This is a genomic window from Mycoplasma bradburyae (assembly GCF_024339025.1).
In the GTDB taxonomy this organism is placed as follows: domain Bacteria; phylum Bacillota_I; class Bacilli_A; order Mycoplasmatales; family Mycoplasmoidaceae; genus Mycoplasmoides; species Mycoplasmoides bradburyae.
In genome coordinates this window covers 675,503-690,294 of record NZ_CP101415.1, presented here as the reverse complement: position 1 = coordinate 690,294, position 14,792 = coordinate 675,503, and the positions used below count along the sequence as shown (strand labels likewise).

Sequence of the window (14,792 nt, the reverse complement as noted above, 5' to 3'; positions counted from 1 at the left end):
AGAAGATATTAAGAATAATGAAAAATAACAAATTATTAAAAAAAACGAGAAGGTTTTTAACTATTAGCGGTTTATTATGCGCAACTATTGTTTCTTCTTGTGCTAGAAACTCGCAAGTTGATAGTCCTTATATTGATAAAAATAAAAGTTTTGTTATTAAAGATGCTTCAGGTTTAAGAGATATCCAAGTTAATTACGATACTTGACTTAAAGCATTAGATTCATATGGAGCAACTAGCACCAAACCTTTTATTGCTAACTATAAATCATTAGATGTGGGTTTTAGTTTATCGCAATCAGATTATTGAAATAATCTTAAAAATGCTATTGAAAACCTATCTAATAATAAAATTAAGTTTAATTTTAATAATCCACAATCAGCTAGAATTTCAATTCCCGACTGAAACCCGAATGGTAATTCTACTCTAGGCTCATTACGTTGATCTACAACATACCAACATATAGTTCCTTATTTAGAAGTCTATTTCTGAACGCAATATTTTAACAATTCAATTAAACCTTTATATGATTTTTTAGTATTGATTACTAAAAAAACTGATGAATATATCAATAAAAAGGGAGAATATTTCGTTGTTGTAGCTAACAACTTGAAGGAATACTTATTATCTAATAAAGTATTTAAAAATTTTACTGATAGTTTTGAACAGTCAAAACAAGATAACAATGCATTATTTAGTTTTGATAATAATAATTTTTCATTGATTCTTACAGATTGACAATTTGGATCGACTGATGAAGTTCCTTCAGAAGAGCGCTCAAAATTTTTAATTGACTTTTTAGATTCTAGATTATTGTTTTTACCTACGCATTCATTAGGTCGAGAAGAGTTTAATCGCATCTTAATTAAACCAGGTTGAGGTTATATTGATTCAATTCAATATAGAGATATAGTAGCACCAGATGATAACTCGATATTAAGAACAGCAATTAAATTTAATCCGTTTATTAATGACGGAAGATGAGCTCCACTTAATGAACAACTATTTACTGTTAGTGAATTTGGATTTGATACTACTTTATCTGGGCTTACTACAATTCAATACGAAGATGTAGCTACTAAAGCTACTGATGCTAAACAAATAGTAACACTTGAGCTTGCTAAAAAAATTAAGTTATATGATAAAGAAAACAACTTATTAAGTGTTATCTTGCGTAAAGATCAAGATAAAAACGCTTTATCAGAAGAAGAAAAAGCGGTCCTTTATGATTCTTATAATATTGATATCAGTGAACCAAAACTAAATGCAGCAGTATTCAAAGCTACTAGATATGAATTCGATATTGATACAAACTTCAAATGAAAAAACTACAAAGGTGAAGATCAATGGTCACTATCAGCTAAAGATTGGGAAAGAGGGATGGAAATTTACCATCTATCTAATAAGTTAGGTATCAATCCTAATGGTAACTACCTAAATCAAGCTAATGTTGATTTAACTAAAACAATTTCACATCCTGATGTTGAAGTGAATTCAAACGATTATGATATCGGTGATTTTACTCAAACTCAAGATGATAAATTAAATATTTATCTAACTAAACCTTACTTTAATTTATTAATCTTTATTTCTAATAACGGAGCATTCAGACCACGTCCTCATTTAGCTGATAGTGTTAAAAACTTAAGACTATCAACTCAGAAAGATAAGGATAACTCAACCCTAGGCAAGATTGTGTTAAATAGCGACAACCAAGTAGACACTAATCGATCTGATATAGCCAATATCTTTGGTGGGTATAGTAATAAGAATAATAATGCCAACCAAGCATTATTAAATAACGCTTATTATATAGGTCCTTATTATTTAAATAGTATTTCAGATAACGATATTGTTTTCAAGAAAAATGAAAACTACTTCAACATTTTACAAAATACTTTAACTAATAAAAAAGTTCCTAAGACTATTGTTCAACAATACGGCGCTACTGATCTTGTTGCGTTAGTTCAAAGCTTTAATCGAGCTGATGGTTTAAGTTTTTTAGATATCAATTCCCTAAGATCTAACACGATACATACAGTAGATACTTTTAAATATTTAAAAAATCTTAAAGTAAGCAAGGTTAAAAGAATTAACCATACAGTTTGATCGAACAAACCGTATGTAAACAATGCAGCGCAGTCTAATATTGGTGAGGTGGCTGCCAGATTTTTAGATGATTTTGACAGCGATAATGCAAGAATCTTCAGAGCCGGGTTAATTGCTTTTATTAAATGAAGAGATTTAGCCAAACTAATTCAACAAGGAGCCAATTTTTACTATTCTGTAGCTCCTTATGGAATCTTTAATTATAAAGGTACAGAATGGTATGAATCAATTTCTAAAAATGAACGTATGGGCGGTTTAGTATTACCATTATCTGAATATGGATATAATTACAAGCCTTAAATATAAAAATCTTATAGTTAGTGTTTTTATGTTATAATAGATTTAGTAATTATGTTAAAAAACTATCAATTTCACAGTTTAGTGATTATCAATGATAATAATAGAAACAAGAAGAATATCAATAAGATGTCTTCTAAGTTTATTATTATGAACAAGATTGATAACACGAATAAAGACTCGCTGGGTAATTGATAAATAAACAATAATAAAGTTTAACGCGGTTGCTTGGTATAAGAAGAAGAGAACACACAGAAGCGACCTATACAGATTAAAGATATATAAAAATAGTGATTGCTTCAGGAAGTGGGCAATCACTATTTTTTTAACGCAGTTACAGAAAAAAGAAAAGGAAATACAAGATCAATGATAAAAAAATGATCATTAAAATCAAAATCATTACTCTTTAAAGTAGGTTTGGCACTTGGAGTAATCGCTGTTGGATCTGGTAGTATCGTTGGTGCTATGATTGGATTCGCAGAGAATTCGAGTGAAAAAAACGGGACATTATCTCCGGTTAATAAATCATTATTTGATAATGATTATTCTAAGATCTACGATCAAAATGGAGTATTAAACCCAGAACTTAGAATTATTAATGGAACTAAATCTAGGGTTACGGCTAAGATATCAGAAGATGCTACAAAATTCTGATTCTTAGATAATACGAATAAAAAGTATGGCTTTGATGATTTCTTTAATGAGTATTTCAGACGTTATGGTGAACCGTTTGTTTTAGAAATTAAATATGGTTCATTTAGTTTCTTTGACGAATATGTACTAGCGGTAAGACCAAAGCAATTCTTAGAATTCTGTAACTGATTTATTACCAATGTTGCTTGAGGTCCTGATCTTTTAACGCTTGATTCATTTAGATTAGTTCCAGGGGTAGAACAAAATGGTAATGCTATTACCTTAGGGTCTCACTCAACATTACATAAAGAAGTAAGTGAAATTAAATTCTTTCCAGATGCTTTCTTTGGTTCTTTACCAATTTATTCTTCTTTATCAGGTGTTGGTAACTCAGATGATGCTTTAACTTATAGTGTTTTTGCTAGTGAAGCTAGCAAAAAGAATTTAGATCACTTTTTAAATAATATTCCGTTTGAAAGTGCTTTAAAAAATGATCTACAAACTGGATTTGGTGAAATCTATCGTCCTAGTAAGTTAAAAGATGAATCAGTTAAAGTTTATTTAGGAACTCCTACAGAAACAAAAGATCCTAGAACAATGATGGTTACATCAACCACTTACGAACAACCAGTTATTGTAAGTGCTAGTTTTAGTGAAACTGATCTAGGATCATTAAAAGAAAAATACCCATCATTAGCTAGTGTTACTTATCAAGACTTTGGTACTTATAAAATTAAAGCGATCAAAGAAGTTAAAGCTCCAAGAGGTGCTAATCAACCTTCAATTAGCTTAACTTTAAGTCAAACGAATGATCAAAATCAAGAAACAACCAAAGAAATCAAACTTGATCTAAATGATTTAACTGATAATAAATTTATTTCATATAAATCATTGTTAGCTACATATAAAGATAAGATTAATAGTTTCCTAAATTTCTATGACATTGATGCTTATAAAGATAAAGAATTTTATCTTTATAAAGATAATAAAAATATTAATCACTTCTATAAACTTTTTGTAGAAGCGATTAATGAAAATAATGAACTTAAAGAACTAATCTATCCAGTTCAACAAAAGCGCGTTAAGAAATATAAACTATTAAGTTTTGAAAAAACTACTAACGAACAAGCTAAAGAATACACTCTAAAAGCTAATTTACAAGATTTATCAACAACTCCAGCTACTAACACGTCATTAGAATTTGTCGCAAACAAAAGCAATGATTATTCACCAGCAGGATTTGATGATTTCTTAGATGCAATTGGTTATAAAGGTGGTATTAACCCAATTTCGTTATTCTATTCACCAACTGACAGTCAAGCTAAAGATGAAGAAGGTAATCCATTAACTGGATTAGATTCTAGAAGCTATCAAGTGTATGCTGAAGTATATAATGGTTTAATCAAAAAAGTTGTTAAAAAATATCCTTATCTATTAAGACAACTAGATGGACCGCACATTGAACAATCAATTGATAATTCAGGTGTTTATCAATACAAAGTAGTTGAAGGTAAATTTAGAGGGTTTACACCAAACGACCGTATTGGGATTCCGACAGTTTTATCTGCTTTAGTACCTGGATTTGATGGGTTACCAATTGACTTCTTGAAATACGTAGCGACCCACGAATATGGTCACCACTACACACTAGATCAAGGGAATGCTTATATTGATAAAAACAACCCAGTAGTCGTTGGTGGTTTATCAACTAGAGGTGGAGCAAATGATGCTTCATTCTATTCTTATGAAGCTTTAATTAATTATTTAGAAGCTAGAACTAATTTAGAAATCGTTCGTGTTAATGCGAATGGTGAAGTTACTGATACTGGTAAATTCATTAGATTCAGATTCGGAATTTTGGATGAAAATAATAAAGTAATTCGTTTTGAAACTGAAAAGATTGAAGATATCTGAGGAACTGATAAAGCTAATGATAAGATTGGTAATGTCTTAAAAAACAAAAAACGCCGATTCTTACAAGACTTTGCAGGGATAGTAGAAGCAGCGAAATTACGAGGTGTTGCTTTAAGTGATCTATTTTTTGCTAATGCTTTTGACTCTGACTCAGGAACGCTAAACCCGTCAATTTCAGGCATTGCTAAAGCTTTCATGAAAAAACAAGAAGCTATGCAAACTCCTGAATATAAATGGGTTCAAGTTACAGCTCAATCAATCATTAGTCAGTTAACTGATGGTGCTGGCAATCCGTTATTAAATAAATCAGTTTTTGTTTCAGAAAATGATAAACTTACATTTAAAATTTACGAAACACAATCTGGTAAAAATAATGTAATTACCAAAATCAACATGTTCAACAAAGACGGAACACCAGTTATTCAAGTTCCACTTAATGTTGAATTAACTGCTGATGAATTAGCTTATGTTGATAAACAAGTAAAAATCATAACTGATTCTATAACTGCTACTATTAACAAGCGATTATCAGACAATGGTTGAGATGGTCAAGGTACTGTTTTAGGTGGAGAAATTTCATCAACTATTAGCACTGTTTTCGGTTCACAAGGAGTAGAAACCCTAGTCGAAAAAATTAAAACCCGTAATGGCACAGATGAATTAAATTCTGCTAAAAACGGATTTGATGATATTCGTCAAAGTTATAGTTATTTTGCAATAGATCCCGGTTTAACTAATGAATTCCAAACTTTACTTTTCGGATACTTTAACATAGAAGATATTGCTAAAGCAATCAAAAAAGGGACTTGAAAAGGTGGTTCTGATGCGTATGTAAAATCTGATGCTAACAAAATACTTGCTTTGTTAAAAAAAGGTTCAGATTCTATTACTGACTTTTCTAAATACGATAAATATGTTTTTCCTTATGTTAGTGGGAACAAATTCTTAGGTGAAATAGCGAATGTTGATGATGGTATTTCTAAACAAATAAAAAGTGTTGCTAGAGAAAACGATCTAAAAGTAACATCTGGGTTATTTAATAAAAACTTTGTATATTCATTTTTAGAAGCTGTTGGTGTTCTATCTAAACCTATAAATGCAAGAGGTGATACAGATAGTTTTATATCTTACGTTGAAGGTGAATCTAACAACCAAAATAAAAACGTTTTAGAAGGTTTTGTTCAATTAAATAGAAAAATCAATGCTGCTAGCATAAAACCAGGAACAAACACAAACGGAATGAGAGGGCAACCTGCTTCAGGTGACGAAAAAAAAACAGCATTAAAGAAAATTGAAGACAGCACTTTCTTAACCTTTAACCCTTATTCTGTTTCAAGCACCGATTTAGATAAAAAACTTCTTGAATCTCTAAAAAATAATTTAAAAGTTGATATTTATGAATCAACAACATCAGATGTTAAGAAAACTTCGATTAAAGCGAAAGATCTAAACGAATTATTAGCTTTTGGTTCGTTAGACTATTCTAAAGCAACTTATGATTCTACAACCAAACAATATAACTGAAATGTTGATTATGCTAAATCTAAATTTGAATTAGCTGAAATTGAAAAATTAGTTAGCACTGATACATCTGAAGAAAGCAAACCGTTAAGAGATGCGGTAACTGCAGCAGGTTCTAATTCTACTGCAAAAGATCAAGCATTAGCAAACTATGCTATTTACTTATTCAGACACTCTAACTTATTCATCACTGTTAAAGACTTCTCGCCTGCTACAGATTTAGTTAAAAACCAAGCTGTATTTTCTAAATTGTATGGAATTACAATGTTAGATAGAAACTTCAATAAATACTATGTTGATGAATTAACTTCAGATCTAGATGCTGCTGTATTCTTCGATGCAGACAGATTGCAAAAATACTTTGCAAAATTCATTACTGATAACAAATTAACAGAAGTACAAGACAGACTAAGCTTACATGACTTATTACTGTTATCTGGTAACATTCTATGATACGCTAACAGAGGTAAAGTTGATTTCTTGTTCTCTGACTTCTTATTCGGTGACTTCTCGCCTGGGTTATCTTCAAGTGATGTAATCAACTACAACGACACAAGAATTGAACCGTTACTAAATGATAAATTTACGGACTATGTGTATTCAATTGCTGAAACGTTAACTAGAGACTATGTTCAAACAACATATGTACCTAATTCAGAAGACTTTGTTAATACGCCAAGTTATCTAAAAGGTTTATCTGAAGCTATCAGTGGTTTAGACTACATCGTTGATGGTACGAAGATTGCTAAACTTAATGAAGGTAAATATGAGATTACAGATCTTGCTAGTTCATTAGAAAAATTCTTTGTAGGACCTAGATATACTAAATACTATGAAGAACTTATTACTAAACAAGTTGAACCGCTTAAAAAGATAAAAGAAGCTGTTGAAGCAGCTAAACAAGCTGAAGCTAACTTTAATAAAGTTCTAGCTGATAACGGTAACGACATGATGAACGAAGCTGTTGTTGCTGCTAAAGAAGAACAAACTAAAGCGGGTGAAGCTCTTAAAAAAGCGCAAAACGACTTTAAAGATCTTAAAGCTGAATTAAGAAAGAAAATCTTTGGTGAATTTACTAAAAAAGTATTCAAAGATCGTGAATCAAGATCATCTAACTACTTTGGTAGATTCATATCTAAGAATAATGGATATTTCAAAGATCACTTTGAAAAAGAAACGATCGGTTCAACATTATACGATGATAATCGAGATCCAATCATTGATTCAAATATTAGAACCAAAGACTTCAAAGGTAATAAAGTAACTAATAGACCAGAAGCATTCTTCTTATCACAACTATATAACTATGGTGTATCTAAGAGATCGGTATCAGGTTTATTTAGAAACAAATACCTTGACGCGTTAGCTTTATATGGTTATGTTTCAAATGATCTAGCTAAGAAAATTTCTTATTTAAGATTTACTGATGAAAGAACTAACCAAGCTGTATATCTAAAAGTTAATACAAAGAAAACTAATAACATCTTCTGGTTGCAAAAACAAGGTGATGCATCAACTAAGAAAACAATAGAAGACTATGGTTATACATCATGGCTAACAGATTACGCTGTTATGGGTAAATATCGTGACGCATTATTAAAACCTGGTCATTCTTACCAAATTGATTTTGTTGATAGTGATTACCAATTTGTTGAACCATTAGATTTAGGGAATGTTCAATATATTTCAGAAAATGCTAAAGCAGTAGAACAATCTCCTATTAAGATTGAAAACATGAATACAACTGATGATCAAAACAACAAAAAAATTAAAACAGTTATAAGTGTTGATTACCAATTTAACGTTAATAACTAATTATTTTTAAAGGATAATAAATAAGAATGAAGTTTAATTTAAAAAAAACGATCAAGTTAGCATTCCTTGGGGTTATACCTTTATCTTTTGTAATCAGCTCTTGTGGGAATACACAAAAACAAGACAAACCTGTTTTAAAAAATTCACCAGAAATCAATAAAACTGATTATGACTTGGGATTGGTAACAGATCCAATCAATACACTAAACTATATTAAGTACAATTCATTAGATAAAATTGTTCCATCTTTAGTGGATTCTTATATTAAAAACGGACCAAGTAATACGTTAAAAAGAGTTTTAACTTCTAAACGTAACTATAAATTTGGTTTAATTAATATTCCACAAGACCGAACAACATCGAACTTTGATAAGTACTTACAAGCAAATAAAGAAGATTTATTAAATGATGATGGAACTGGCGGAATTGGTTCATCATTCTATTCAATTGATGATTGAAACATTGTTGGGGGTCTAGCTGATGACTCTGGTGCTGGTAGTGACCTTAAAAACCGTGCTACTTTATACGGATTTAGAAATCCAAGAAATACCAACAACTTTATGGCGATAACTGGTTATACCAACGTTAAGAAAAACCGTTGGTCTAACGGAGATTTTGGTACTGCTCAAGACATTAGGGACTATTTAGAATACATTCTAGATTTAAATACTGGTTCCCAAAAACTTGATACGATTAGAAGATATGGTTTTAGGGGTGCTGATAAATTTATTGATGCGCAAAGAGATTACTTATCTAAATTTAATAAGACGTATAAAAACCCATTTGGTCGTAGAAAATACATCTTTAATAAAGATCTAAACCAATGAATTCAAGATCCAGAACAAACTGATTTATATCAATCTCAAACATTTGATAGTAATAATCAACCTATTGATACTAAAGAAGTAGAAGCGATTAAAACTGCTGCTAAAAACTTTGGATTCTACACAGGGCAATTATTCTTAGATTATGAAAATGATTTTATTGCTAAGAATTTAGAGAAAAACCCAGAATTTAGTCTTGATAAAGAAATTCAAGACTTCAAAATTACTACACCTGATAATAAAGAAGTAACAATTAAATTAATTAAAAACCCTTATTGTAACCCTTATCAGGTGTTTGATAAGAACTCACCAAACCTATTAGGAACAATTCAAACATTATCTAAAAATGAAAACTCATTTACTTTAATATTTGATGAAAACCAAACGCCTAATGTGAGTTATTTAGTATTTACAATTCTAGAAAGTTTATACCCAATCAATCGAAGATATGTTGAAACAGTAGGTGGTGGGATTGATAAATATGGTTCAGAACCAGATAAGTTCTTAACCAATGGACCATTTATTATTCCTAAGAATGATGGCATCTTATTAGGACCTAATGGTTATATTAATCTTGAAAAGAATAATGATTATTTTGATGCAGAGAATACGATATCAAATAAAATTAAGATTTATTTCTCACAAAACCGAAATACAAATGCATTATTCTTTGAAGATGGTTATATAGCTCAAACATATATACCGGCTAATAAAATCAACTCTTACTGAGCTGATCCTAAGATTAAGAATTTCTTGAATAAAAACCAAGGGTTTGGAACAATTGCTTATGGATTAAATCTAGATCTTGAATCTAATGCTGATAGTTATATTCAAGATCAAGACTTAAGAAACGCGATTTATTACGCAATTAACCGTGATGAGGTTTTACGATTTGTTGGTTGAGACTTCAGTTTCCCAGTAAACACTTGAACAGCATACGGACAACACAAAGCATTTGATGGTAAGAATCTAGAATTATTCTTTGAAGGTCAAAAAGCAAAAGCTAAAAACGGCAAAGAATTCGATTTACAAAACTACGACTTTGTTGTGCATTTATCTAAAGGGTTTAACTTTGAAAAGAGTAACCGTCACGATCTAACACACGATTTAGAAACTGCCAAATTTTATTTAGATCGTTTTAAAGCTAAACACCCTAATTTAAAACAAGTTAATCTAACATTCCTAGATAATAGTGGAGATGAACAAGTAAGAGGCGGAACTTATTTAAAGCAAGCTTTAAATAGCGCTTTCAACGGTTATGTTAATATTGAAGAAAAATCATTACCAGAAAACATCTTTGCAAGTTATATCGAAAAAGGTCAATACGATATTATTTATCAAAACTATGACCGTTTTAGTGGTGGTCAACCACAAGACAGTGTGCTAACCTTTTTCAAACAAGATGGAATTGATAGCTTTACACAAAAAAATATTGGCTTTAAAGAAAACCCTGTTGGTTCATACACTTATACAGATTACTTAGCAGGATTAATTCTTGATGCATTACAAAAAACTGATCCTAATGTTTCTAGATTATCATTATTAACTCCAGATATTAATCTAATCAAAAATATTATTAATAATGATCCAAGTATTCTTACAGAATACAATCAAGCAATAACTACACCAAGCGCTTTTGAACTAAATAAATTTACGAATCAAAACCTAGCTAAGATTATCACTAAACTATCTGAAGCTAAACCAGAATATAAAGATAATCGTTATTCTGAAAAATATGTTAGCGCTTTAGTTAATTACATTATTATTGATCAATGACCAGTTGAACGCGATCAAGTGAATCAAAGGCGTAATCAAAACATTAAAAAATCAAGATTACATTATGCATTCAATTTAATGTTACCTTCATTTAAAACAGTTGATGAGATTGCAAAATTAACAGATGATACAAGAGTAAGATTAGAAATCAATACTCTTAAATCAAACGATGAAGCGATTAAAGCTAAAACGCCAAACTTCTGGAAGAAATTCATTGAACTATCATTACCAAAATTCAATGAAAGTACATTAGATTATTCTTCAAGATTATCATCATTCTTCTCAGGTAACTTTAGTGATCAAGAAATTGAAGAAAACTGAAACCTAGATTTTGTATATCAATTCATCGGATCGCTTGAAAAAGTGATTCGTGACTCAGGATTAATCATTCCGTTAATGGAAGTTGATACAAACTGGGAAGTAACTAAAGTTGGTGGTGTTGATAGTTTATACAAATTCTCATTACAATATGCTTATGATTACACTAAACCACCAAGAGAAGGGTTACCAAGAACAAGGGAGGCATAGAAGAAATTGGAAAAAATAGTTTTAGAAGATAACAGAACTTATGAAATTAATGATAATGCTGTTATCTTTAGAAAAAAACGGATTGAAGAACTTACTTTAATACAAAGACTATTAGCAATTGACTCGCCAATTTTGAAAACTTCATGGAAGTTTTTCAAAATTATCTTAGAGTTCTTTGTTATTGGTTTAATCGTAATTTCAATTACGTTTTTCTTAATTAACTCCGTTCCAGGAGGTAACCCTTTAACTCAAGGGTTAGATGAAGCATCAAGAATAGCTATTGAACAACGTTATGGACTTGATCTGCCGTTATTTCAAAGATACCTAAATTATCTTAAAGGTTTATTTGTTGGTGATTTTGGAATATCATTAGCATTATTCCCAGAACAAACAATCAATAGTTTTATTTGGGATCGTTTTTATAAATCATTCTTAGTTGGGATTTTTTCAGTAGCACTTACTGTTGGTATTGGAATCCCGCTTGGAATCTGGGTTGGTAAAAACCCTGGTGGATTAGTTGATAATATCTCAACGATCTTTGTAAGTATCTTTTCATCAATACCTTCAATTATCTTTGCTTTAATTTTGGTATTCGTTGGAAGAGCTGCTAACCTACCTTATGTTTTTGATCAAAACGATATTGCTACTTATGTATTACCGGGATTAGCATTATCACTAGGAAGTATCATCGTATATATTAAATATATTCGTACCGAACTTAACCGCGAATTAAATTCAGTACATGCTAAGTTTGCTTATCTTAAAGGGGTGTCTAAAAACCGTTTTGTTTGAAAGCACGCTTTAAAACCTTCATTATTCCCGATAGCTACTTTCTTTCCAGCAGTTATCTTTGGTTCATTTATTGGTAGTATTTTCATCGAACAAATCTTCTTAATCCCAGGTTCAGGTGATACTTTATTACAAGCAATTCAAACAAAAGATTACAACGTAATCTTATTCTTAATTGTTATGTTTGCTTTACTAACAGTACTATCGTATGCGTTTAGGGATATCTTATACGAACTAATTGATCCAAGAATTAGAAGAAGAAGTAGTTAATAAATAAATTTATATAAGAACTAAATAGATATGAGTAAATATAAAGAAGATTACCAGAAACTACCTGAAAATAGTTCTGGATCTAAGATAAAAAACTATTTTAGTAGAGTAGCTAATGATATAAGAGATCGTGCTGAATTAAGTGATAATGAACATATCAATCCTAAAACAGCTCCTAATCAGATAACTCAACCATATAACTATCAAGCATGAAAGATCGTTGGTAAGATCATGGATCACCAAACCGATCTTCACATGCACGCTCAAGCTAAACCGTTTAAAGAGTTTGTTAATCGCTATTCACGTTCTTTCGCTGGAGTGTTTGGAATGGTTGCTTTGATCTTGGTGATTATCTTATCAATGCTTATCCCTTTCTTTACCCAAGATCCTAATAAAACTAATATTTCAGATCGTAATCTGTTGTTTAATTCAACAGATTCTAATGGGGTTTATCATTTTTTAGGAACTGATGATCTTGGTAGGGATTATTGAGCTAGATTATGATGGGGATTAAGATATTCGATTGCGTTAGCATTTGTGGTTACAGTAATCGAGGTCATCATCGGTTTAACAATCGGGATTATGATGGGTCAGTTTGAATTCTTTGATAAAATCATGACTTTTATTATCAAAGTAATTTCAATTGTTCCAACAATTATTATCTTAATCTTATTAACAATTATTATTGCTCCTAGTTTTTGAGTTATTGTATTCTCTTTATCATTAACTTCATGAACAGGGATGGCTAACCAGATCAGAGCACAAGTTAAAAGAGCTAAACACTCAGAATGAGTGATGGCTTCAAGAATTTTAGGAACGCCTACTTGGAAGATCTTAAAAAATTACGTTCCCGTAATTTTACCAATCTTAATTACCCAATTAGTATTTACGATTCCTGGTGTTGTTTTATCTGAAACATCATTAGCATTCATTGGTTTAGCAATTAAAGATATTCCGACATTAGGTAATATTATTTCAGATGGACAAAAACTCTTCCCAACATATGCTAGATATGTATTCATTCCGTCTGCTTTCTTGATTTTAATTACCACTAGTGTTCAATTAATTGGTGCTTCAGTACAAGATTCACTAAGAAGACAAAGATAGGTTACTAATAATATGAGTAGTAAAAAAACTAATAAAAAAAGCCTAGGTTATCGAATTAAAGATTATTTTACTAATCTTTTTGGTTTTATCACTAACCGTAAATTTGTTTTTAATTGGGAAGAATTTACTAAGAATACTAGAACTAAGAAATTCGATAACGGTGAAGAATTAAAAGTAGTAGCCGAAATTAAAGATATCCAATTATCTTTCTTAAACCCTTCAAGACCAGGTGAGAAGAATATCGTTTTACGTGGTCCTTCAATTGAAATTTATGAAGGAAAAATCCACGCAATAATCGGAGAATCTGGTAGTGGTAAATCAGTAATTACATCATTACTTTATGGATTAACTGGAGATAATGCTGTGATTGATAGCGGGGAAGTTAAACTGTTTAATAACAATGTTGAAAACTTTTCTTTCCGCGATTGAGAAAAATCACATTACCGTGGTCGAGTGGTATCGGCTGTTTTCCAAAACCCGATGTCAACTCTTAACCCGACTATGAAAGTTGGTGCACAAATTATGGAAGGGATGTTGGTTAATAAAGTTGTTAAAAACAAAAAAGAAGCTTACGAACGCGCTGTTGAGTTTTTAAAACTAACTAAGATCTCCGACCCTGAAGCAGTTATGAAACTATACCCACATGAAATGAGTGGGGGGATGATTCAACGGGTTGTAATCGCAGCTATTGTTTCACTTGAACCTAAAATCCTGGTAATGGATGAACCGACAACAGCACTAGACCCAACTGTTCAAGCATTAGTATTAGATATCATCAAAGATCTACAAGAAAAACTAAATCTATCAATTGTTTTCATTACCCACGATTTAGGAGTGGTTGCTTCTATTAGTGATTACATTTCAATCATGTATGCTGGACAGATTATTGAAGAAGGTACTGCTAGAGAGATCTTAAAACACCCACAACACCCATATACTTGAGGTTTAATCTTAAGTATGCCAGATGTTAATAATGGCGATCGTTTAGCAACAATTAGGGGATCTGTTCCATCTAATCTAAATAATATTGTAGGTGATGCTTTTGCTGTAAGAAATGACTACGCACTAGGTATTGACTTTACTGAAGAACCGAAATTTTATTATTTATCACAAACCCACAGAGTTAAATCAGCGCTTCTAGATGAAAGAGCTGAAAAATACACCCCACCTAAACACATCTTAGAACTGTGAAACGAATTTAAGGCTTAAT

6 protein-coding genes are annotated in these 14,792 nt (G+C 30.8%); all 6 read left to right on the top strand.

The window, feature by feature from the left end:
- The first annotated feature begins 17 nt into the window (after positions 1 to 17).
- The 6 genes from NMG77_RS02705 to NMG77_RS02680 all read left to right on the top strand — a co-directional run bounded on the left by NMG77_RS02705 (position 18) and on the right by NMG77_RS02680 (position 14,791).
- The gene (locus NMG77_RS02705; RefSeq protein WP_255045685.1) at positions 18 to 2,408 is read left to right on the top strand and encodes an MG321/MPN456 family lipoprotein; all 2,391 of its coding nucleotides are present in this window, start codon (positions 18 to 20) and stop codon (positions 2,406 to 2,408) included.
- Between the two features lie 363 nt (positions 2,409 to 2,771).
- The gene (locus tag NMG77_RS02700; protein WP_255045684.1) at positions 2,772 to 8,288 is read left to right on the top strand and encodes a PDxFFG protein; all 5,517 of its coding nucleotides are present in this window, start codon (positions 2,772 to 2,774) and stop codon (positions 8,286 to 8,288) included.
- Positions 8,289 to 8,314: 26 nt separating this feature from the next.
- Entirely contained in the window at positions 8,315 to 11,416 is a 3,102-nt protein-coding gene (locus NMG77_RS02695; RefSeq protein ID WP_255045683.1) for an ABC transporter substrate-binding protein, read from the top strand.
- Positions 11,417 to 11,422: 6 nt separating this feature from the next.
- Positions 11,423 to 12,475, top strand: a complete 1,053-nt coding sequence (locus NMG77_RS02690) for an ABC transporter permease (RefSeq protein ID WP_319023165.1) — start codon at positions 11,423 to 11,425, stop codon at positions 12,473 to 12,475.
- 30 nt (positions 12,476 to 12,505) lie between these two features.
- The gene (locus tag NMG77_RS02685; RefSeq protein ID WP_255034422.1) at positions 12,506 to 13,582 is read left to right on the top strand and encodes an ABC transporter permease; all 1,077 of its coding nucleotides are present in this window, start codon (positions 12,506 to 12,508) and stop codon (positions 13,580 to 13,582) included.
- A gap of 12 nt (positions 13,583 to 13,594) precedes the next feature.
- Complete coding sequence (locus tag NMG77_RS02680; protein ID WP_255034421.1) at positions 13,595 to 14,791, top strand: ABC transporter ATP-binding protein; 1,197 nt, start codon at positions 13,595 to 13,597, stop codon at positions 14,789 to 14,791.
- Position 14,792: the final 1 nt, after the last annotated feature.